The following is a 21,036-nucleotide window of genomic DNA, read 5'->3' on the forward strand; positions in this document are numbered from 1 at the left end:
CAGCAGAGGAAGCAGATTGACCTGCTGAGGTAGCTGCATTGGCTTCTGAAGCAGCAGCACTAGCGGCGGAAGCCTGGGAATCAGCAGCAGCATCGACCGATACGATGGCAGCGCCGACAGAAAGAGCAGCAGCTCCGGTAGAGACAGCGGCGGCACCTTTAGCCGCTATTTCGGATTTTCTGGCAGCGTTAGCGGAGTCTTTGGCATCGTCAGCAGAGGAAGCAGATTGACCTGCTGAGGTAGCTGCATTGGCTTCTGAAGCAGCAGCACTAGCGGCGGAAGCCTGGGAATCAGCAGCAGCATCGACCGATACGGCGGCAGCACCGACGGAAACGGCAGCGGCACCAACTGAGACAGCAGCAGCTCCGGTAGAGACAGCGGCAGCACCTTTAGCAGCTAGTTCAGATTTTTTTGCAGAATTAGCGGAGGTTGCTGCATTATTTTCTGAGGTTTTGGCATTAGCCGCTGAAGTGGCGGCCTTCTCAGCGGAGGAAGCAGATTGACCTGCTGAGGCAGCTGCATTGGTTTCCGAAGCAGCAGCACTAGCGGCGGAAGCCTGGGAATCAGCAGCAGCATCGACCGATACGGCGGCAGCACCGACGGAAACGGCAGCGGCACCAACTGAGACAGCAGCAGCTCCGGTAGAGACAGCGGCAGCACCTTTAGCAGCTAGTTCAGATTTTTTAGCGGCATTAGCCGAGTCTTTGGCATCATCAGCAGAAGAGGCAGCCTGTTTAGCTGATTTTGCTGCGTTATTTTCAGAAGTTTTGGCGTTGTTTTCAGAAGTTTTGGTGTTGTTTTCGGAAGCTTTGGCGTTGTTTTCGGAAGTTTTGGCGTTGTTTTCGGAAGCTTTGGCGTTGTTTTCGGAAGTTTTGGCCTTGTCTTCGGAAGCTTTGGCCTTGTTTTCAGAAGTTTTGGTTTTGTCTTCAGAAGCTTTGGCGTTGTTTTCAGAAGCTTTGGCGTTGTCTTCGGAAGCTTTGGCCTTGTTTTCAGAAGTTTTGGCCTTGTCAGCAGATTGTTGAGCCGATTCAGCATAATATTGATCATTTGGTCTTCCAGATCCCGACAAGTCTACGTTTGCCGAGACGGGGAGCAGGTAGAAGGATTGTAAGAACAGGCATAAAAGCAGAGTAGTTACTTTCTTATTCCGGTTTTTCTTCACGTTTTTTGCCTCCAATTATTATATGATGAAAAATTAGAGCGGATTTCCGATTACAGCCATGTCACCTCCCTTAATTCATATACATAAAATTTCTTAGAGCGATCACTACAATTGATTAACAAGATCTATTTCTGGTGTTTTGTTTACAGTCATGGAAAATATATGCAGGACGAGCAATTATATTAATAAAGTTAAATGAAATTTAATAAAAAATTTTAGACCCATTTAGCTGCTTTAGAGTGACAAGAATGCCGCACCTTGGGTAAGTAAAAAGAGACTGTAAACTTCCGTGCGTTACGGTAGTTCACAGTCTCTTGATATCAGTATGTAATTCATTATCACTTGCTTATTCAGTTCTTACATGCAGGGAATTTTTCCAAATAGGCGAATAGATAAGAAAAGACTAAGAATTAAAGAAGGCGATTTTACCGTGATCCCACAGGGTGTATTAAAACTCTTATGCAATGGCCCCGTTATTCCGGCGGTACGCAATCCTGATGATTTTAGACTTGCGATGGACAGCCCCTCACCGGGAGTCATTTTATTATTCGGCGATATTAATACTCTGCCAGGTTTGTTGGAACAAGCGAAGCAGCATAAGAAACGTCTGGTTATTCATCTGGATTTGGTGGAAGGAATAGGCCGTGATAAAGCAGGTATTAAGTTTCTGGGCAGAATGGGTGTTACAGCTCTGATTACTACCAAATCTCATCTTGCTAAAATAGCCCGTGAAGAAAGTATGATTGTTATTCAGCGGCTCTTTCTGATGGATTCGGAAGCATTGAAATCAGGTGTTCAGTTGTTGCGCGGATTTAAGCCAGATGCTTTGGAAGTGCTGCCGGGGTCAATTCCTGCAGCAGCGGTGCAGGAGCTCAGCCGCACAACAGGAGTGCCTATTCTGGCAGGCGGCTTAATGACGACTCCGGCGGATATTCAGCAGGCCATTGCTAACGGAATCTGTGCAGTCAGTACAAGCCGGCGTGAGTTGTGGACAATAACTATCTGAAAATAGCAAAAAAAAAAAAGCAGCAGGAATTATTCAGATAATGGCGAATACCTGTAATAATCACATAGCTGGACGTCTAGTAAAAAAAGTTCGCTTATATCATGTATTGACTTGGTCTAAGAGAGCTTTTTATTTCTCGTCCAATCTTAGGGCGTGTCTGAAAACTGTCTGACCACCCACTGACGGCGCTTTTCGCACCATACTGCGTTAAATTTTTTGGAACCATTATGCCTGCAAAAATTTGCCTTGTCTGGCACAAAAATCACTCGTCATTGGCCAGCCCGCCAGTTTTTAGACACACCCTGGGGAATATTTAAAAGTATTCCGAATATAGTTCTAGTAATTCAATATGAGGGACAGAGAATGAGAGAAGTCCGAATTGCTCACTACCATCATAGTAGGAGTAGTTTGGGCTTTTTTGCTGTCTTTTTAACGAAGGAAGGTGATTAGAGAAGTGCGCCCAAACCAGGTTATCAGCGTTGATAATAATGAGGAGGGGAATTAACATGACAAGTCCATTGATGGGAGAATTTTTTGGAACGGCAGTACTGATTATTTTTGGTAATGGTGTGGTAGCAAGCTGCTTGCTGAAAAAGAGTAAAGCAGAGGGAGCCGGCTGGGTTGCAATAACCGCAGGCTGGGCCTTTGCAGTTATTATGGGTATATTTACGGCAAACGCCCTGGGATCAGCCCAAGCCGATCTTAACCCTGCGGTAACTCTGGCAAAAACAATTGGCGGTGTATACACATCGGCACAAGCTTTTAGTACGATAGTAGCGGAGATTGCCGGTGGTTTTGTGGGCGCGTGTATTGTTTGGCTGTTCTTTATGGATCATTGGAGTGTGACGGAAGATAAGGGGCTTAAACTGGCCTGCTTCTCAACCGGTCCGGCTATTCGCAATACCACCAATAATCTTATTTCCGAAATCATTGGTACCTTCATGCTTGTCTTTGTTATTTTTTGCATATTCTCTAAAGCCGTTGGCGGAGTAGCTCCCGGCTTTGGCCCTTATCTGGTCGGACTCTTAGTATGGGCTCTTGGCTTATCGCTGGGGGCTACTACCGGTTATGCCATTAATCCAGCTCGTGACCTTGGCCCACGCTTAGCCCATGCTTTTTTACCGATTGCAGGTAAAGGCGATTCCGACTGGAGTTATTCCTGGATTCCCGTGGTTGGTCCCTTTATAGGCGGTGCCTTGGCTGCATTTGCTGCCATCATGTTTGGTATACTCTAATTACTGTATAACGCAAAGTATCATAAATTATAACTTTAGCGTAAAATGTAAGGAGTGAAAACAATGACAAAAAAATACGTAATGGCTCTTGACCAGGGAACGACAAGTTCGCGCGCTATTTTATTTGATCAGAACTCCAATATTGTTGCTGTGGCCCAGAAAGAATTTACACAAATATATCCTAAAGCAGGCTGGGTCGAGCATAATGCTGATGAAATCTGGGGTACGCAAATCGGGGTAGTTGCCGAAGTTATGGCCAAAGCCGGTATAGAAGGCAGTGATATTGCTGCAATCGGTATCACCAATCAACGGGAGACAACTGTAGTGTGGGATCGTCATACGGGCAAACCCGTCTACAATGCGATTGTCTGGCAGTCTCGCCAAACGGCCTATATTTGTGATGAATTAAAAGCTAAGGGATTAGAACCTCTCTTCCGTCAAAAAACTGGTCTAGTGGTGGATGCCTATTTCTCTGGCACCAAGGTGAAGTGGATTCTGGATAATGTAGAAGGCACCAGGGAAAGAGCCGAAAAAGGGGATTTGCTTTTTGGCACAATTGATACCTGGCTGATCTGGAAGCTGACTGGCGGCAACGTTCATGTTACGGATTATTCCAATGCTTCCCGTACGCTCATGTACAATATCCGCGAGCTGAAATGGGATGAAGAATTACTGGCAGCGCTTACCGTACCGGCTCAAATGCTACCTGCAGTCCGGCCGTCCAGTGAAATATACGGCTATACCGATGCCAGTGTATTCTTAGGAGCCCGCGTTCCTATTTCCGGTGCGGCAGGCGACCAGCAGGCTGCCTTGTTCGGACAGACTTGCTTCCAGCCCGGCATGGCCAAAAACACATATGGCACAGGTTGCTTTATGCTGATGAACACCGGCGATACCCTGTATGATTCCAAAAATGGTTTGCTGACCACTATTGCCTGGGGTTTGGATGGCAAAGTAGAATATGCTCTTGAAGGAAGTATCTTTATTGCCGGCGCAGCAATTCAGTGGCTGCGGGATGGCCTGAAGATTCTTGAAGCAGCTCCTGATTCGGAATACTTTGCGCAAAAAGTGTCTGATGCCGACGGTGTATATGTTGTGCCCGCTTTTGTCGGACTGGGAGCGCCTTATTGGGATATGAAAGCCCGCGGTGCTATTCTAGGCTTAACCCGTGGTACGTCTAAGGCTCATATCGTAAGAGCTACCCTTGATTCACTGGCTTATCAGACGAAGGATGTCTTAAGCGCTATGGAAGCGGATTCTAATATTAAGCTGCAGGCCTTAAAGGTAGACGGTGGTGCAGTAGCCAATAACCTGCTTATGCAATTCCAGGCTGATATACTGGGCGTTCCTGTTGATCGTCCGCAGGTAACTGAGACGACAGCACTGGGGGCTGCCTATTTGGCCGGCTTGGCAGTAGGATTCTGGAGCAACAAGGAAGACTTGGTGAAAAACTGGCAGCTTGATGCCCGCTTTGAACCGAAGATGGAAGAAGGCCAGCGAGATAAGCTCTATAAAGGCTGGCAAAAGGCCGTTAAACGCTCAATGGACTGGGAAGATTAAAATCTAATAGTGAAGAACTAGAGATAAAGAGATGGTTCGATTTCAGCGTCTGCAACATGTGCAGGCGCTGAAGAACCATCTCTTTTAATTAGAAGGGAGTAATTACTATGCCTCCTATTGAACAGGCAGATATTATCATTATTGGCGGAGGTGTCGTCGGTACCGCGATAGCGCGCGAACTGGCCCGCTACCGCCTGGATGTTGTTGTTGTGGAGCGCCAGCCTGATTTGGCTATGGGAACGTCGAAAGCAAACAGCGGCATCCTGCATGCCGGTTTTGACGCTCATCCTGGCACGTTGAAAGGTGAACTGAATGCACGGGGCAATGAATTATACCGTACACTAGAAAAAGATCTGGATTTGGATATTCGCTGGATCGGTTCAATGGTAGTTGCCAAAGACGAAGAGGACCGTAAGGTTTTAGATGATTTGTTGGAACGGGGCCGTCAAAATGGCGTTCCTGGTCTCGAAATTCTGCCTCCCGAAGAAGTATTGGCCCGTGAACCCCATCTTGCTCCCGATATTACAGGCGCCTTGTGGGCTCCATCAGCAGGCGTAATCTGCCCTTTCCGGGCTACAATCGCTTTTGCTGAAAATGCCGTGCAGAACGGAGCAAGAGTAATAACGGAATGTGGTGTTAACAAGATTGTTACGGAAAATGGAAAGGTAACCGGTGTCGATACTACCCAGGGCTTTATTGGTGCCCGCTATGTAATTAATGCTGCTGGTGTGCATGCCGATGTACTGAGCCGTACAGCCGGCGATGACAGCTATTCGATCAAGCCGCGCAAAGGCGAATATATCCTCTTTGACAAAGCAGTCAGCCATTTAGTCAATTCTGTTCTGTTTCCTACACCGAGTAAAGTTTCTAAAGGTATTCTTGTTTCTCCTACCGCTCATGGCAATGTATTCATCGGCCCTAATGCCGAAGATGTTGCCGATGCTCAAGACGTAGCAACTTCTTCGCAAGGACTGGAAGGCATCATTGCCGGAGCACGCAGGCTGGTACCGGCGATTCCTCTGCAAGCTGCAATTGTGCAGTTTGCCGGACTCAGAGCTGCTGCAGGTTCAGGCGATTTTATCATAAAGGCATCAGATACCGTAGCGGGCCTTATTCATGCTGCCGGTATCCAGTCACCAGGATTAAGTGCTGCTCCGGCAATAGCGGAAAAGATGGTTCATATTTTGCAGGAACAAGGCATGACAATGAAACTAAAAGAAAGCTTTGTTGCAGCTACACTGCCGCGGGTTCACAGCAGTGAACTAAGCTATGAAGACCGTCAGCAATTGATTGCAAACAACCCCTTATACGGCCGGATTATTTGCCGCTGTGAGAGCATTTCCGAAGGTGAGATCGTAGATGCTATTCACAGGCCTTGCGGTGCCCGGACAGTAGATGGTGTCAAACGGAGGACAAGGGCAGGGTCAGGACGCTGTCAGGGTGGTTTCTGCGGTCCGAAAGTAACGGCAATCTTAGCCCGCGAATTAGGCATTTCCGTTACAGAGGTACGCAAGGACTCACAGCAGTCTTACTTGTTTTACGATAAAATGCCGGTAGAATGCGAGGTGGTCTCTCATGATTGAGCGTGTAGTTGATGTGGCCATTATTGGCGGAGGACCGGCCGGACTGGCAGCCGCCAACGGTGCGGTAGCCAATGGAGCAGAACAGGTATTAGTTATTGAACGGGATCGCGAACTGGGTGGCATTTTGCAGCAATGCATCCATAATGGTTTTGGACTGCATCGCTTTCACGAAGAGCTTACCGGCCCTGGGTATGCCAGCCGGTATGTAAAAATGGTGCAGGGACAGCCACAAATTCAAACGATGCTGGATACAATGGTGCTGGAGGTCGGCGCCGATAAAACGATCATTGCGGTGAATCCTCAGGAAGGACTCGTCCGAATCAGTGCCAAAGCCGTTATCTTTACCATGGGCTGCCGCGAGCGGACCAGAGGGGCCATCCGTATTCCCGGACAGCGGCCTGCAGGGGTTTTCACTGCCGGAGCGGCACAGCGCATGGTAAATATGGAAGGTTATCTGCCAGGGAAAGATATTGTCATTTTGGGTTCCGGTGATATTGGTCTGATCATGGCCCGCCGTATGACGCTGGAGGGGGCAAAGGTCCATGCCTGTATTGAAATTATGCCTTATTCCAACGGGCTGACCCGTAATGTTGTTCAGTGTCTGGAGGATTTTGATATACCACTGTTCTTGTCGCATAGTATTGTGAAAGTCCATGGCGGTGACCGTATTACCGGTATTACCGTAGTACAAGTGGATGATAACCGTTTGCCGGTACCGGGGACTGAGTTCGAACTGTCCTGTGACTGCCTGCTGCTCTCGGTAGGTCTTATCCCGGAAAATGAACTGTCCAAGAACATTGGTTTAACCATGGATGATATAACGGGAGGACCGGTAGTTGATCAATACCGGCAGACAACCTTATCCGGCTTTTTTGCTGCAGGTAATGTTGTTCACGTTCACGATTTAGTAGATTTTGTTTCTGAAGAAGGCGATATTGCCGGCAAGTGGGCTGCCCGCTACGGACAGGGAAAACTGCAGCAGCAGGAACGGACTATTGCTGTAGAGCCGGGAGCGGGAATCCGTTCGGTGGTGCCCCAACAGATTGCCATTACTGCTGAAATGCCTACAGTCCGGTTGTTTATGCGCGTGACGCAGCCACAGCAGAAAATAACCATTGCCATTACGTCAGGCGATGAAAAAATAATGGAGCGGCGCCTGCCAATTGCTAAGCCGGGGGAAATGATTGTAATTGATATACCGGCAGATAAAATAAGAACAGCCGGTGAAAAACTACGTGTTCAAGTAAAAGAACAGGGTGGTGAAAAATAATGGAGGCCATTAAGCGAAAACTGAGTTGTATTGTTTGTCCCATGAGTTGTGTGGGTGAGGTATTGCTGGAAGATGGAAAGTTTGCCGGTGTTACCGGCTTGACATGTCAGCGGGGGCGGGAGTATGCTCAAGAGGAAGTAACTTCTCCCAAACGCATGCTGACAACAACGGTACGCGTCACTGGCGGAGAGCTGGCCTTGCTGCCTGTGGTATCACGCACCGCTTTGCCGAAAAATAAAATATTTGCTAGTGCCCGCTGTTTATCCGGCGTTGCCGTTAAGGCGCCCGTACGGGAAGGCGATGTTATCTGTGCGAATATTCTTGGGTTAGGCGTAGATATTATTGCCGCCCGTGATGTAGAAGCCAGTTAAGAAATCTTTTTAAGGAGGCCGTAGGATGCATATCTTTGATTTACAGGCTCACCGCGGCGGAAGAATGGTTCGGCCCGAAAATACACTGGCCGCTTTTGAATATGCCATCAGGCTGGGTGTGTCTACCTTAGAATTAGATATGCATGTTACGGCTGACAATATAGTGGTAATCAGTCATAACCCGGTATTATCCTGGTATTTGGCCCGCGATGAGCAGGGCCAATGGATAAAACCGGGTTATGAGCCTGTCATTTATGCGATGCCATTTGCTGAAGTGCGCCGGTATAATATTGGCCGGGTCAATCCGGTCTGCACAGAATACTGGCAGCGGTATGGGCAACATCAGCAGGCGGTGGAGCAGGAGCCAATTCCCACTTTGGCGGAAGTATTTGCATTGGTGCAGCAGTACGGAGCTGACTCTATCCGGTTTAACATCGAAACAAAATGTTATCCCAATCATCCGGAGTGGAGTCCTTTGCCTGATGAATTTTGCCGGTCTGTTTTGGCTGTGGTTGATGAGTTTGATATGCAGGAACGCGTGATGATACAGTCCTTTGACTGGCGCACCTTAACGGCAATGAGGCGGCTAAATCCAGCAATTACCTGTGTGGCGCTTACCGACGATGAATGCCGGCAGGCTGACGCTACCGGGCTGTCACCCTGGCTGGCGGGGTTAAATCTGGCCGACTATAACAATAATATAGTGGCTGCTGCGAAAGCTGCAGGGGCGGATATTCTTTCTCCTCAATACCAGGATGTAAATGACAAAATGATGGCAGAAGCACAGGCCGTATATATGCCTGTCATACCATGGACAGTCAATAACCGGCACGAAATGAATGAATTAATTAGTCTTGGCGTAGCTGGTCTGATTTCCGATCATCCGGCGCTCTTGCGTGAAGTAATGGCAGAAAGGAATATGCCCTTGCCGCCTGCTTATGTACTGAAAAAATACTAAAATTTATAATGAAGCAGGAGTTTTTCTCTAGCTAGCGAAGACTAGTAAGTGGAAAGTCTTGTTATTTTTATCGTGGGACATATTTTGTACCGGTGGGACGCGGTAAACCCCGAAGGAGAATGTGCATTGAAAGATGTTGCCCGGCTGCATCGTAAGATAGCGCCAGAACTGATTACAATTGTTGAAGACCGTTACAATATTTTGCGACATATTCAGTTCTCCCAGCCTGTTGGCCGGCGGGCACTAGCCGTTATGCTCGATATGGGCGAGAGAGTCATCCGTGCTCAGGTTGAATTTTTAAAAAATGCCTCTCTTGTGGATTTTACCCCTTTGGGGATGACCATTACCCGGGAGGGAACAGCTATATTAGCTGATTTGGCCGAATATATCCGCCTTATGCACGGGCTTACCGACCTTGAAGAAGAACTAGCAAGCAAGCTGAAGCTGAAGCGAGTCGTCATTATTCCCGGTGACAGTGAAGAAGATCAGGCGGCTCGGCGAGAGTTAGGCAGAGCTGCAGCCGGAGTATTGGGCCAGTACTTGGGAAATAATATGACCATTGCTGTCAGCGGTGGTTCCACCATGGCAGTCGTGGCAGAAGCTGTTCAGTCCTCGTCAGCAGCTGTTACTGTTGTTCCTGCCCGTGGCGGACTGGGGGAAGAGGTCGAGTATCAGGCTAATACGGTGGCCTCTGTTATGGCAGCTAAATTAGGTGGTAAATACCGTATGTTGCACATACCGGACGGCCTAAGCGAAAAGTCACTGGAAGTTATCCTGGAAAATGACAGTAACATGCGTATGGTTGCCGATATGATCCGCCATGCCGATATTCTCATTCATGGGATCGGTCAGGCCCAGCAAATGGCTGTTCGCAGGAATATGTCCGAGGCTGCTGTGGCTGAGATACTCGCCAGCGGAGCTGTCGGTGAAGCGCTGGGGCATTACTGCAGCCTTCAGGGTGAAATTGTTTATGTTACCAATAGTGTGGGGTTACGTCTGGATGAACTGGAGCAAATTGGACTGGTTGTAGCAGTGGCAGGCGGACGCGATAAAGCAGAAGCCATTGTGGCCGTAACCAGTGCCGGCGGCCAGTCGGTGTTAGTCACTGATGAGGCGGCAGCCAGGAGCATCCAGGCTATTATAAACCAATCATAATTTTGAGGAGGAATTCATAAATGGCAACTAAAGTTGGTATTAACGGATTTGGCCGTATTGGCCGCAATGTTTTTCGGGCGGCTCTTGGCAACCCGGAAGTGGAAATTGTAGCGGTTAATGATTTGACTGATGCAAAAACTTTGGCTCACTTACTGAAATATGACTCGATACATGGCACGCTTAATGCGGAAGTAAAAGCTCAGGACGGCAATATCGTTGTGAACGGTAAAACAATCAAGGTTCTTGCGGAACGCGAACCCGCTAATCTTCCCTGGAGTGCTCTGGGAGTAGAAGTAGTAGTTGAATCAACCGGCCGCTTTACCGATGGCGATAAAGCTGCTGCCCATCTTAAAGCAGGTGCAAAAAAAGTTATTATTTCCGCTCCTGCTAAAGGCGAAGATATTACCATTGTAATGGGTGTTAATCACGACAAATATGACGCTGCCAAACACAATGTTATTTCCAATGCCTCCTGCACCACAAACTGCCTGGCACCTTTTGCCAAAGTTCTGCATGAGAATTTCGGCATTAAACGCGGTTTGATGACGACTGTACATTCTTACACAAATGATCAGCAGATCCTTGACCTGCCCCATAGTGACCTGCGCCGTGCCCGCGCTGCAGCCATGTCTATTATTCCTACCACTACCGGTGCTGCTAAAGCAGTATCGCTAGTATTGCCTGAACTCAAAGGCAAGCTGAATGGCTTTGCTATGCGCGTGCCTACACCAAATGTTTCGATCACCGACCTGGTAGTAGAACTGGACAAAGCAGCAACTGCAGAAGAAATCAATGCCGCTTTGAAAAAAGCTGCTGAAGGAGACCTGAAAGGCATTATGGCTTATTCCGATGAGCCTTTGGTCTCTCGCGATTACAACGGTAATCCCCACAGCTCGATCGTCGATGGCTTGTCCACCATGGTTGTGGAAGGTTCGATGGCAAAAGTTGTATCCTGGTATGATAATGAATGGGGTTACTCCAACCGCGTAGTGGACTTGATCCGGTTTATTGCCGGTAAAGGTCTATAATTCATAAAGACAGATCATAAACATATGAGATTGCCACAACGCTTCACAAGGAAGTGCGGCAATCTCATATTGTCGTTATCTCCATCTCGTGTTTGAAAAGGAGGCAGGCGTAGTGAATAAGAAAACTATCTGCGACGTCAATGTAGCCGGTAAAAAGGTTTTCGTTCGTGTAGACTATAATGTTCCTATGGATAAGAGCGGTCATATCACGGATGATACCCGTATCCGGGCAACATTGCCAACGCTAAAATATTTACTGGAACAAGGAGCCGCCGTTATTCTTGCCAGTCATCTGGGACGCCCCAAAGGCGCTCCTGTTGCTGAGTTTTCCCTTGCTCCCATTGGCCGTAAACTGGCGGAGTTAATTGGGCGGGAAGTGACGTTTTCACCGGAATGCATCGGTCCTGCAGCACATTCCATGGCAAAGGCTTTGCAGCCTGGCCAGATCTTGCTGCTGGAGAATCTGCGGTTTCATAAAGAAGAAGAAAAAAATAACAGTGCTTTTGCCGAAGAGCTTGCCGGTCTTGCCGATATAGCCGTAAATGATGCTTTTGGTGTATCTCACCGTGCTCATGCCTCAGTAGAAGGGATTACCCGCTTTATTCCGACAGTAGCCGGATTTCTCATGGAAAAGGAAATATCCTTTGTAGGTGGCGCAGTTGCCAATGCCGCAAGGCCATTTGTTGCGATTATTGGCGGCGCAAAAGTAAGTGATAAAATCGGCGTCATTGAAAATCTGCTGCAAAAGGTGGATATATTGATCATTGGCGGCGGAATGGCTAATACTTTTATTGCTGCCAGCGGCCATAGTACGGGAAAATCCCTGGTAGAGACAGATAAACTGGATTTAGCAAGGACTCTGATCCATCAGGCAAAAGAACGGGGCGTTAACCTGCTCTTGCCTTCAGATGTGGTAATTGCAGATCGTTTTGCTGCTGATGCCGAGCACAAGGTTGTTCCAGTCGATGCCATTAGTGAAGACTGGATGGCGCTTGATATCGGACCAGTCTCGCAACAAACATTTGCACAGGCACTTGTTGGTGCAAAAACTGTGGTCTGGAATGGCCCAATGGGCGTTTTTGAAATGGATGCTTTTGCCAAGGGAACAGAAGCGGTGGCTAAGGCTGTCGCTGATTCGGGATCCATTAGTATTGTCGGTGGCGGAGATTCGATCGCTGCTCTTGAAAAAACGGGTCTTGCGAGTAAAATCAGCCATATTTCCACTGGTGGCGGTGCTTCGCTGGAATACCTTGAAGGTAAGGTACTGCCAGGGATTGCCGCGTTGGCGGATAAAGAATAGGAGGGTACGTTATGCGTAAACCCATTATTGCCGGTAACTGGAAGATGCATAAAACAGTCGGTGAGGCACTTGCTTTAGTGAGAGAATTGTGTGGCATTACTGCTAGTGTAACGGATGTGGAAATAGTTATTTGCCCTACGTTTACCGCCTTATATCCAGTACATATGGCTATATGTGAAGGGCCGCTGCGCTTAGGCGCTCAAAATATGCACTGGGAAGCCCAGGGGGCTTATACCGGTGAAATTTCACCTGCCATGGTTAAAGAAGTAGGTTGCACATATGTTATTATCGGGCACTCGGAACGGCGCCAATATTTTGGCGAAACTGATGATACAGTAAATAAGAAAGTAAAAGCGGCTATTGCTGCTGAACTTATTCCGATCATGTGTGTCGGTGAGACGCTGGAGCAGCGGGAAGCCGGTATTACTGAAGGCGTTGTAGGCCGTCAGGTACGACAGGGCTTAACAGGTCTGACTGCTGAACAAATAGCAGAAATGGTGATTGCCTATGAGCCGGTCTGGGCAATTGGTACAGGACGAACCGCCTCCTCAGAGGACGCCAATGCCGTTTGCCGCTATATTCGTCAGGTTGTTACCGAACTGGCAGGTACAGATAGTGCCGAGAAAGTTCGTATTCAATACGGCGGCAGCGTCAAAGGTGAAAACATTGCGGAGTTAATGGCCAAGAGTGATATTGACGGAGCACTTGTTGGCGGTGCCAGCTTGGATGCCGAGTCCTTTGCCAAAATAATAAAGTTTAAGTAGAGGAGGGGTTAGCGTGGCTAAGTTAGAAACGCCGATTGCACTTGTCATCTTAGATGGCTGGGGCATTGGGAGGACCAATGATCCCAGCAATGCTATCGCCCTCGCCGATACGCAGCACATGACGCATTTGGCTGAACTTTACCCTACTACTACGCTTACCTGCTCCGGTGAAGCCGTAGGCTTGCCTGAAGGGCAGATGGGAAATTCGGAAGTTGGCCATTTAAATATTGGTGCCGGACGTATTGTTTATCAGGAGCTGACCCGCATTTCAAAAGATATTAGGGAAAAGCGCTTCTTTGCCAATCCTGTATTACATACCGTTATGGACGAGGTTAAAAAAGCCGGTTCAGCACTGCATCTCATGGGATTGCTGTCGGATGGCGGTGTTCACAGTCATATCACACATCTCTATGCCCTTTTGGAAATGGCTAAAGCAATCGGCATAGACCGTGTTTATGTTCATGCTTTTCTTGACGGACGGGATGTTCCGCCATCAAGCGGCGCCGGTTTCCTGCAGCAATTGGAAACAAAAATAGCTGAGCTGGGTATTGGCCGTGTGGCCACAATTTCCGGACGCTATTACGCAATGGATCGGGATAAACGGTGGGAGCGGGTCGAGAAGGCATATGGAGCCATGGTTTACCGGGAAGGCGAACATGCTCCCGACTCTGTTGCCGCTATCCAGGCCGCTTACAACCGGTCGGAAACGGATGAGTTTGTCGTACCGACCGTCATTGATGGCTGCGGTGACTGTGGGATAAAAGGACAGGATGGGGTTATTTTCTTTAACTTCCGTCCAGACCGGGCTCGGCAGTTAACTCGCACGTTTGTGGATGAAGCGTTTGCCGGTTTTAACCGCCGTAATGGTTTTTTCCCGCTCCACTTCGCCACTATGACACAATATGAGGAATCACTGGATGTGGCAATAGCCTATAAACCGCAACTGCTGACAAATACGTTAGGTGAAGTAGTCAGCAAAGCCGGACTTCACCAACTGCGTATCGCTGAAACGGAGAAATACGCCCATGTAACGTATTTTTTCAATGGCGGCGAGGAAGTACCATTTACCAATGAAGAACGCCTCCTGGTTCCGTCACCTAAAGTGGCTACCTATGACTTACAGCCAACGATGAGTGCGGTGGAAGTCACGACTAAGCTGGTAGCGGAGATACATTCGGGCAAGCACGATCTGATTATTCTTAACTTCGCCAATTGCGATATGGTAGGCCATACGGGCAAGCTTAATGCTGCTGTTCAGGCAGTGACGACTGTTGATCAATGTGTCGGCAAGGTTGTAGAAGCTATGCAGGCACATGGCGGGATCGTCCTGATTACGGCTGATCATGGCAATGCTGAAATGCTTGTTGATCCTGTCACCGGTGAACCTTACACGGCTCATACCACCAATCAGGTGCCGCTGCTGTTAGTATCGGATGCCCATCGGGGCAGAACACTGCAGCCCGGAATTCTTGCTGATCTTGCTCCTACAATTCTTGACCTGGCTTCAATTGCAGCTCCTCCTGAAATGACAGGCAAGAGCCTGCTGGTAAAATAAAACGAAAAGTGGAGAGTGAATGTATGTCAATTATTACTGATATTTTCGCCCGCGAGATTATGGATTCCCGTGGTAACCCCACTGTTGAAGTGGACGTTGTTCTGGAAGACGGTATTGTCGGTCGCGCTGCTGTTCCTTCCGGTGCTTCTACCGGCATGTTTGAAGCAGTAGAACTCAGAGATGGCGACAAGGGACGTTATTTGGGCAAAGGCGTACTGAAAGCAGTAGCAAACGTGAATGAGATCATTGCTCCTGAGATTGTGGGCATGGAAGTAATTGATCAAATCGGTATTGATAGAGCAATGATTGCGCTTGACGGTACGCCGAATAAAGCTAAGCTGGGAGCCAACGCGATCCTGGGCGTTTCCATGGCTGTTGCCAAAGCGGCTGCCGCTGTTCTAGGCATTTCACTGTATCAATACCTGGGTGGATTTAATGCCAAACAATTGCCTGTACCGATGATGAATATTTTAAATGGCGGTCAGCATGCTGATAACAATGTAGATATTCAGGAGTTTATGGTAATGCCCGTAGGTGCAGGATCATTTGCCGAAGCACTCCGGATGGGTGCCGAAGTATATCACAATCTGAAAAAAGTACTTCATGACCGCAAACTAGCTACTGCTATTGGTGATGAAGGCGGCTTTGCGCCTAATTTGGCCTCTAACGAGGAAGCTCTGCAGGTCATTATGGCTGCTATTGAAAAAGCAGGCTATAAACCAGGCGAACAAATTGCATTGGCTTTGGACGTAGCTTCTTCCGAAATGTTCAAAGACGGCAAATACCATCTCGAAGGTGAAGGCCTTGTTAAAACTCCGGCTGAAATGGTGGAGTACTATGCAGAGCTAGTTGCGAAATACCCCATTGTTTCCATTGAAGACGGTATGGCTGAAGAAGACTGGGATGGCTGGAAGCTGCTTACTGACAAGCTAGGTGGTAAAATCCAGCTTGTTGGTGATGATCTGTTTGTTACCAATACCGAACGCCTGAGCCGCGGTATCAAAGTAGGAGTAGGCAATTCCATTCTGGTTAAAGTCAACCAAATCGGCACACTGACAGAAACCTTTGATGCGATTGAAATGGCCAAACGGGCCGGTTATACCGCTGTTATTTCCCATCGCTCCGGTGAGACGGAAGACTCAACAATTGCTGATATTGCTGTAGCTGTTAATGCCGGTCAAATCAAGACAGGCGCTCCTGCCCGTACCGACCGAGTTGCCAAATACAATCAACTGCTCAGGATTGAAGAAGAGTTAAGCGACATGGCCGAGTATAAAGGCCGGGATGTATTTTATAATTTAAAATAGTTAAAAGGCTGTCCGACAGGAATTTGGCGGGCAGCCTTTTTTGTTTGACTAGTTCAAAAATAGCATATTGATCTGAATGGTAACATATGTTATACTACGATAAAATTCAATAATTGGCTGATCGGCTTAACTGAAGGCTAAAAGTTTTCTCGCACGAGTGAGAAATGCTTTTAGCCTTTTTATTTTATCAAAAGGCATAACTTTCTGATTGGTAAAATAAGAATGACCTAGGCTTCCACCTGCGTTCTAAAGGACGTGGATAAGCTAAGTCTTTTCTAAATAAAAGGAGGGGCTTTATGGAATACTTTTCTACGATAAAAAAGAGTGCACCCGATTTGCGAAAAGGAAAAAAATCAACAAGAATAGCGGTCCCCAAGACGTTATCTCTGCAAGTATTAGATATTATTACTTACTTTTTATATAATGTGCAATATGGAACCCTAATGGTTGTTATTCAAGATGGTGTAGTTATTAAAATAGAAAAACTGGAAAAATTCGTTATTTCAGCAAGAAGCCGGGATATGAAAAATGTCAGAGTAGAAGCTCCAGATAAACCGCATTCACTGCAGGATAAAATAGTTACAGAAATACAAAAAATAATGTATGGACAGTTAATTATTCGCATGGAAAATGGACAGGTAGACCAAATTGAAAAAACAGAGAAAAAGCGAGCCCATGAAATAGACGGATTTAAGTAATCCCAAGGTTAACATACCGAGTTTTTCCTTTTTCCTATTGGCGTCGTTCTAATACGGCGCCAGTTCTTTTTAGGAAATAGATATGGTACAATTAGGTTACAAGTGATAACTTTTTTACACAAGGAGATGAGCGTATTATGCGCATTGACTATCATATGCATTTTGAATATGGAAGCTATGATGTTGACTGGGTACAGGGCTTTTTTGATCACGCAGGCAAGCGCGGGATTGATGAGATCGGCATCTCCGAGCATACTCATGGCTTCATCGAATTTAAAGACCTCTATTATGACGAACTAGTGCTGAATGAGACTGTAGTAGGCCAATTTCAGCGCAAATGGCTGACGAAGAATAAGTTTCGCTACAGCTTAAAAGATTATCTGCAATTTATGAAACTGCTGAAAGAAAAAGGATACGCCGTTAAAACCGGTATTGAAGTCTGTAATTTTCAAAATCAGGAACGGGTTAAAGCTATATTGGCAGAGTATCAATTTGATTATGTTATTGGTTCCATCCATTTTCTCAAGGGATGGGGTTATGATTTTGCCGATATTAAATTTGTCTGGGATCAATATAAATTGCAGGATATGTATGAATGGTATACGGCAGAAGTAGAAGCTTTATGTGCTGCCGGCGTTTACGATATACTGGGCCATCCCTTTAATATCCGTTTATTTAAGAACTTTCCTGAGTTTGATGTACAACCTTATTTGGAGCGTGTTGCAGCAGCGGTCAGCCAAGCCGGTATGGCAATTGATATCAATACCGGTACGTTATACCGCTATCCGGTACAGGAAATCTCACCGTATCCGGATTTTATGAAAACAGCGCGGCGATATGATTTGCCAATTATTTTGTCTTCTGATGCCCATCGGCCCGAAGATTGTGGGAGACATATTGATATGGCCATAGAATATGCCAAAGGCTTTGGCTATGACGAACTGCTGGTATTTACCAATCGTAAGGCTGTAGCTCATAAAATTACCTAAACAAATAAGTTAGATGGCAGGGAGCCATTTGATTTTATAAAATGATAAGGGGCGTGTTTTGGATGTTTCGTGATATGGTAAAAGCAAACCGCAGCTACCGGCGTTTCTTCGAAGAAGAAGAAGTCACAAGAGAGGTGTTGCTTACTCTTGTAGACTATGCCAGGTTGACTCCTTCAGGTGCGAATAAACAAGCACTTAACTACTATCTTTCTTCAGACAAAGTACGTAATGGGCAAGTATTCGAGACCTTGGGCTGGGCTGGTTATTTAAGAGACTGGGACGGACCGGTTGTCGGTGAAAGGCCGTCAGCTTATATTGTAGTCGTTCAGGATAAAGCCTATAAAATGGCTACGACTTTTGATGCTGGAATTGCCGCGCAAACCATTTTGCTTGGCGCGACAGAAATGGGCTTAGGCGGGTGTATAATTGCAAATATTAAACACGCTCAGCTGCAAGCAGCGTTGAATATGCCGGAAAATCTGGAGATCCTGCTGGTGATAGCTCTCGGCAGCCCGAAAGAAACGGTAGTTATTGAAGAAATCGAAGCAGATGGCGATATCAAATACTGGCGGGATGAAGAGCAGGTGCACCATGTACCGAAGCGGCAGTTAAAAGATATTGTGAGAAACTAAAGAAAAGAGAGTCCTAAGTGGACTCTCTTTTTAGCATTAAATAGTGTGTCAGTGGAACCGTCCCCATGCCATATAGAAAAAGAGGGCTGCTCCCCTATATGTTACTGTTCTGCTCAACAAACCAGTCGATCAGCTGACGAGAGATGCTGCCCTTGGCAGGTATTTGCGGCAGGGAGGTTGCCGGGAACCAGTCTGCAGTTATAATTTCGTTATTATCGACCGTGATTTGTCCGCTTGCGTAGCGGGCAATGAAAGCAATCATTAATGAATCGGGGAAGGGCCACGGCTGGCTGCCGAAATAGCGGATATCAGCTACCTCAATCGCAACCTCCTCACGGATTTCCCTTCTTACGCAATCTTCCAATGTCTCACCCGGTTCGGCAAATCCGGCGAGAACACTGTACCGCCCTGCCGGAAACCTGGAAGAATGGGCCAAAAGAATGTTATCTTCTTTGATAACTGCCACAATAATGGCCGGAGAGATACGGGGGTATACGATATGATCGCAGGCTGGACATTTTATAGCAAATTCCTGGGTCTGTGCCGTTACTTTGGTGGCGTGGCCGCAGCAACCACAAAATTTGTTAGTCTTCAGCCAATTCAGGATGTGAAAAGCGCGGAAGGCAAGTGCCCCATATTTTTCAGTGATAGTCTCTGCTGCATTTCTTAATTTTAAGAAGGTAAATTCTGCAAAGGTCTCTTTATTCGTTATTTTCACGGCAAAGTATTGATTGCCGCTAAAAGTACCAATATATTGCAAGTCTGCTGGTTCAATCCTGTTAAGATGCATGATATCGTAAACGGTCGGAATAGGAGTTAGCCCTTCCTGTTTATTTACTAATATCTCATCGTTAAAAAATAGGAAGAGGTACGATTTATCCGGGAGGATTGCGGATAATGTAAAATCAGCTGCTTCGGAAGCCATCTCTTAACCACCTTATTGTCATGATATTCTTTAACCATACTACTATTAAAACAGGAAGAACATAAACATGCAACGTCCAGCTCTGAGCTTCATCTAGAAATTTGTTTGGGGGAGGAGAAGTTCTGCAGGGTGTTGAAATCGGTACTCACATTAGAAAGAGTTTCTTCGCAACCCGCTCGCCAGCCAGGCCCAATACATTTGGCTTGTCGGTAGTACGTCTTAACCAAAGATGATAGAAGATTTTCTAGAGATTGAATAGGCAGGCTTCGAATTTACAGTTGTTTATGGATAAGTAGTGGGTATTTATCAATAATAGTTCTTAATCTCATTGACTCATTGTGATAGTAATGCTATACTGTATCAATGATAAGCCGATCAGTAATCAACTGAAGGCCGGGCAGAGTTGCATCTGAACGGTCTTTTTCTGCTTTTATGGCGGTGATTGGTCTATTTAAGTCTAAATTAGTATGGGTAAGGGTGGGTTAATTTACTGTGCAGTTACTATTAAATCGCATAAGAATCATCAATAAGGCATTGCAAAAATCAGAAAGAATGCAGTATACAGAGCTTGCCGCTATTTTGAGTGAGGTCATGACTGCTAATGTGTATATTGTAGACAAAGCCGGACATGTTCTCGGGTATACTTTAATGGATAACTTTGACTGCAGACTCATGTTTGAACAGGTTTTGCAGAAGGGGATATTTCCCGCAAACTATGCCGAGTGGCTGCTTCGTGTGAATGAGGTTTCGCCTAATGCGACTCTTGAGGAAAACTTGTGTGCCTTCAGTGAAGATACCCAATGTCTGCTTACCGAAAAATTTACTACTATTATACCCATATTCGGTGGTGGTCAAAGGATGGGCACTCTGATAGTCGCTAAGTTCAAGGAGGCATTTGTTGATGATGACCTCATCGTAGCAGAATATGGGGCCGCCGTTGTTGGCATGGAAATTTTCCGGGATAGAACGGAAAATGTTGAAGAAAAAGCTCGCAGGCAAGCTTCCAGTCAAGTGGCTGTTAATGCGTTGTCCTATTCGGAATTAGTGGTAATCAGCCACATTTGCAGCGGTATGGAAGGTGCAGAGAACTTGTTTGTAGCAAGCCAGATTGCCGATAAGGCCGGGATTGCGCGGTCAGTTATCGTCAATGCACTGCGTAAATGTCAGAGTGCAGGGCTAATTGAAGCCAAATCACTGGGTACAAAAGGAACGTATATCAAAATCCTGAATGAGTACTTTTTGGACCAAGTTAAGAAAATAGCGCAATAATCGTCAAGCAGCATACTAGTAGATTGACAAAGCAAATGTTGAAAAAGTATAATAGTAGAAACTATATGTTTTGGCTAATCAGACGACTGAAGGCTAAGGCGGCATCTTTTTGATGTGCCTTAGCCTTTTTAATTTTAATAGGCAACCTGCTGGTCAGCATGAACTGAAGGCAAAGATAACTCCCCTAAGAAGGAGGATCTTTGCCTTTATTTTATCAGAGAGATTAACGATCTGATTGACGTGCGTAAGAACGAAATAGGCTTCCACTG

Annotated in this window: 19 protein-coding genes and 1 pseudogene; 18 read left to right on the plus strand and 2 right to left on the minus strand. The window is 46.6% G+C overall.

Annotation, left to right across the window (positions count from 1 at the left end; all coding sequences use genetic code 11):
* Positions 1 to 1,162: pseudogene (locus tag RTR76_RS13775) on the minus strand (hypothetical protein); the annotation flags it as partial.
* 433 nt (positions 1,163 to 1,595) lie between these two features.
* Between RTR76_RS13775 and RTR76_RS13780 the strand changes: the two are divergent.
* The 16 genes from RTR76_RS13780 to RTR76_RS13855 all read left to right on the plus strand — a co-directional run bounded on the left by RTR76_RS13780 (position 1,596) and on the right by RTR76_RS13855 (position 18,573).
* A complete protein-coding gene (locus RTR76_RS13780; RefSeq protein ID WP_312521699.1) occupies positions 1,596 to 2,168 on the plus strand; it encodes a glycerol-3-phosphate responsive antiterminator in 573 nt (190 codons plus the stop codon).
* A gap of 506 nt (positions 2,169 to 2,674) precedes the next feature.
* Complete coding sequence (locus RTR76_RS13785) at positions 2,675 to 3,403, plus strand: MIP/aquaporin family protein (RefSeq protein ID WP_312521619.1); 729 nt, start codon at positions 2,675 to 2,677, stop codon at positions 3,401 to 3,403.
* A gap of 63 nt (positions 3,404 to 3,466) precedes the next feature.
* Positions 3,467 to 4,963, plus strand: coding sequence for a glycerol kinase GlpK (gene glpK, locus RTR76_RS13790; protein ID WP_312521620.1), 1,497 nt, complete (start codon positions 3,467 to 3,469; stop codon positions 4,961 to 4,963).
* A 107-nt stretch (positions 4,964 to 5,070) separates the two neighbouring features.
* Entirely contained in the window at positions 5,071 to 6,546 is a 1,476-nt protein-coding gene (locus RTR76_RS13795; RefSeq protein WP_312521621.1) for an NAD(P)/FAD-dependent oxidoreductase, read from the plus strand.
* Positions 6,539 to 7,816 carry an FAD-dependent oxidoreductase gene (locus RTR76_RS13800; protein ID WP_312521623.1) on the plus strand — a complete coding sequence of 426 codons (1,278 nt, stop codon included), beginning with the start codon at positions 6,539 to 6,541 and terminating at the stop codon, positions 7,814 to 7,816. Before RTR76_RS13795 ends, RTR76_RS13800 begins: the two co-directional genes overlap by 8 nt.
* A complete protein-coding gene (locus tag RTR76_RS13805; protein WP_312521625.1) occupies positions 7,816 to 8,187 on the plus strand; it encodes a DUF1667 domain-containing protein in 372 nt (123 codons plus the stop codon). Before RTR76_RS13800 ends, RTR76_RS13805 begins: the two co-directional genes overlap by 1 nt.
* A 25-nt stretch (positions 8,188 to 8,212) precedes the next feature.
* Positions 8,213 to 9,145 carry a glycerophosphodiester phosphodiesterase family protein gene (locus tag RTR76_RS13810; protein WP_312521627.1) on the plus strand — a complete coding sequence of 311 codons (933 nt, stop codon included), beginning with the start codon at positions 8,213 to 8,215 and terminating at the stop codon, positions 9,143 to 9,145.
* Positions 9,146 to 9,271: 126 nt separating this feature from the next.
* Positions 9,272 to 10,300, plus strand: coding sequence for a sugar-binding domain-containing protein (locus tag RTR76_RS13815; protein WP_312521629.1), 1,029 nt, complete (start codon positions 9,272 to 9,274; stop codon positions 10,298 to 10,300).
* A gap of 20 nt (positions 10,301 to 10,320) precedes the next feature.
* Positions 10,321 to 11,328 (plus strand): type I glyceraldehyde-3-phosphate dehydrogenase, encoded by a 1,008-nt coding sequence (gene gap / locus RTR76_RS13820; protein ID WP_312521631.1) that lies wholly within the window; start codon positions 10,321 to 10,323, stop codon positions 11,326 to 11,328.
* A 112-nt stretch (positions 11,329 to 11,440) separates the two neighbouring features.
* Positions 11,441 to 12,628 (plus strand): phosphoglycerate kinase, encoded by a 1,188-nt coding sequence (locus RTR76_RS13825; RefSeq protein WP_312521632.1) that lies wholly within the window; start codon positions 11,441 to 11,443, stop codon positions 12,626 to 12,628.
* A gap of 11 nt (positions 12,629 to 12,639) precedes the next feature.
* Positions 12,640 to 13,392, plus strand: a complete 753-nt coding sequence (gene tpiA, locus RTR76_RS13830; RefSeq protein ID WP_312521634.1) for a triose-phosphate isomerase — start codon at positions 12,640 to 12,642, stop codon at positions 13,390 to 13,392.
* 13 nt (positions 13,393 to 13,405) lie between these two features.
* Positions 13,406 to 14,947: a 2,3-bisphosphoglycerate-independent phosphoglycerate mutase gene (gene gpmI / locus RTR76_RS13835; protein WP_312521636.1), complete on the plus strand. Its 1,542-nt coding sequence runs from the start codon at positions 13,406 to 13,408 to the stop codon at positions 14,945 to 14,947.
* Positions 14,948 to 14,970: 23 nt separating this feature from the next.
* Complete coding sequence (gene eno, locus RTR76_RS13840; protein WP_312521638.1) at positions 14,971 to 16,254, plus strand: phosphopyruvate hydratase; 1,284 nt, start codon at positions 14,971 to 14,973, stop codon at positions 16,252 to 16,254.
* Positions 16,255 to 16,550: 296 nt separating this feature from the next.
* Positions 16,551 to 16,952 carry a DUF2292 domain-containing protein gene (locus RTR76_RS13845; protein WP_312521640.1) on the plus strand — a complete coding sequence of 134 codons (402 nt, stop codon included), beginning with the start codon at positions 16,551 to 16,553 and terminating at the stop codon, positions 16,950 to 16,952.
* 137 nt (positions 16,953 to 17,089) lie between these two features.
* A complete protein-coding gene (locus tag RTR76_RS13850) occupies positions 17,090 to 17,941 on the plus strand; it encodes a histidinol-phosphatase (RefSeq protein ID WP_312521642.1) in 852 nt (283 codons plus the stop codon).
* Positions 17,942 to 18,003: 62 nt separating this feature from the next.
* A complete protein-coding gene (locus tag RTR76_RS13855; protein WP_312521644.1) occupies positions 18,004 to 18,573 on the plus strand; it encodes a nitroreductase family protein in 570 nt (189 codons plus the stop codon).
* Between the two features lie 94 nt (positions 18,574 to 18,667).
* Here the strand turns inward: RTR76_RS13855 and nudC are convergent, their stop codons facing one another.
* Positions 18,668 to 19,498 (minus strand): NAD(+) diphosphatase, encoded by an 831-nt coding sequence (gene nudC / locus RTR76_RS13860; protein ID WP_312521646.1) that lies wholly within the window; start codon positions 19,496 to 19,498, stop codon positions 18,668 to 18,670.
* 101 nt (positions 19,499 to 19,599) lie between these two features.
* Here nudC and RTR76_RS20900 point away from each other — a divergent pair, with 101 nt between their 5' ends.
* Together RTR76_RS20900 and codY are read left to right on the plus strand one after the other, a co-directional pair.
* Positions 19,600 to 19,731 carry a TrmO family methyltransferase gene (locus RTR76_RS20900; RefSeq protein ID WP_396145118.1) on the plus strand — a complete coding sequence of 44 codons (132 nt, stop codon included), beginning with the start codon at positions 19,600 to 19,602 and terminating at the stop codon, positions 19,729 to 19,731.
* Positions 19,732 to 19,990: 259 nt separating this feature from the next.
* Positions 19,991 to 20,767: a GTP-sensing pleiotropic transcriptional regulator CodY gene (gene codY / locus RTR76_RS13865; RefSeq protein ID WP_312521648.1), complete on the plus strand. Its 777-nt coding sequence runs from the start codon at positions 19,991 to 19,993 to the stop codon at positions 20,765 to 20,767.
* Positions 20,768 to 21,036: the final 269 nt, after the last annotated feature.

The sequence above is a fragment of the Anaerospora sp. genome, from assembly GCF_032013335.1.
GTDB lineage: Bacteria > Bacillota > Negativicutes > Sporomusales > DSM-15969 > Anaerospora.

Bases quoted from the DNA above. Each gene is read 5' to 3' on its own strand.
- RTR76_RS13785 (WP_312521619.1), top strand. From the start codon at position 2,675: ATGACAAGTCCATTGATGGGAGAATTTTTTGGAACGGCAGTACTGATT.
- glpK (WP_312521620.1), top strand. From the start codon at position 3,467: ATGACAAAAAAATACGTAATGGCTCTTGACCAGGGAACGACAAGTTCG.
- RTR76_RS13795 (WP_312521621.1), top strand. From the start codon at position 5,071: ATGCCTCCTATTGAACAGGCAGATATTATCATTATTGGCGGAGGTGTC.
- RTR76_RS13800 (WP_312521623.1), top strand. From the start codon at position 6,539: ATGATTGAGCGTGTAGTTGATGTGGCCATTATTGGCGGAGGACCGGCC.
- RTR76_RS13805 (WP_312521625.1), top strand. From the start codon at position 7,816: ATGGAGGCCATTAAGCGAAAACTGAGTTGTATTGTTTGTCCCATGAGT.
- RTR76_RS13810 (WP_312521627.1), top strand. From the start codon at position 8,213: ATGCATATCTTTGATTTACAGGCTCACCGCGGCGGAAGAATGGTTCGG.
- gap (WP_312521631.1), top strand. From the start codon at position 10,321: ATGGCAACTAAAGTTGGTATTAACGGATTTGGCCGTATTGGCCGCAAT.
- tpiA (WP_312521634.1), top strand. From the start codon at position 12,640: ATGCGTAAACCCATTATTGCCGGTAACTGGAAGATGCATAAAACAGTC.
- eno (WP_312521638.1), top strand. From the start codon at position 14,971: ATGTCAATTATTACTGATATTTTCGCCCGCGAGATTATGGATTCCCGT.
- RTR76_RS13845 (WP_312521640.1), top strand. From the start codon at position 16,551: ATGGAATACTTTTCTACGATAAAAAAGAGTGCACCCGATTTGCGAAAA.
- RTR76_RS13850 (WP_312521642.1), top strand. From the start codon at position 17,090: ATGCGCATTGACTATCATATGCATTTTGAATATGGAAGCTATGATGTT.
- RTR76_RS13855 (WP_312521644.1), top strand. From the start codon at position 18,004: ATGTTTCGTGATATGGTAAAAGCAAACCGCAGCTACCGGCGTTTCTTC.
- nudC (WP_312521646.1), bottom strand. From the start codon at position 19,498: ATGGCTTCCGAAGCAGCTGATTTTACATTATCCGCAATCCTCCCGGAT.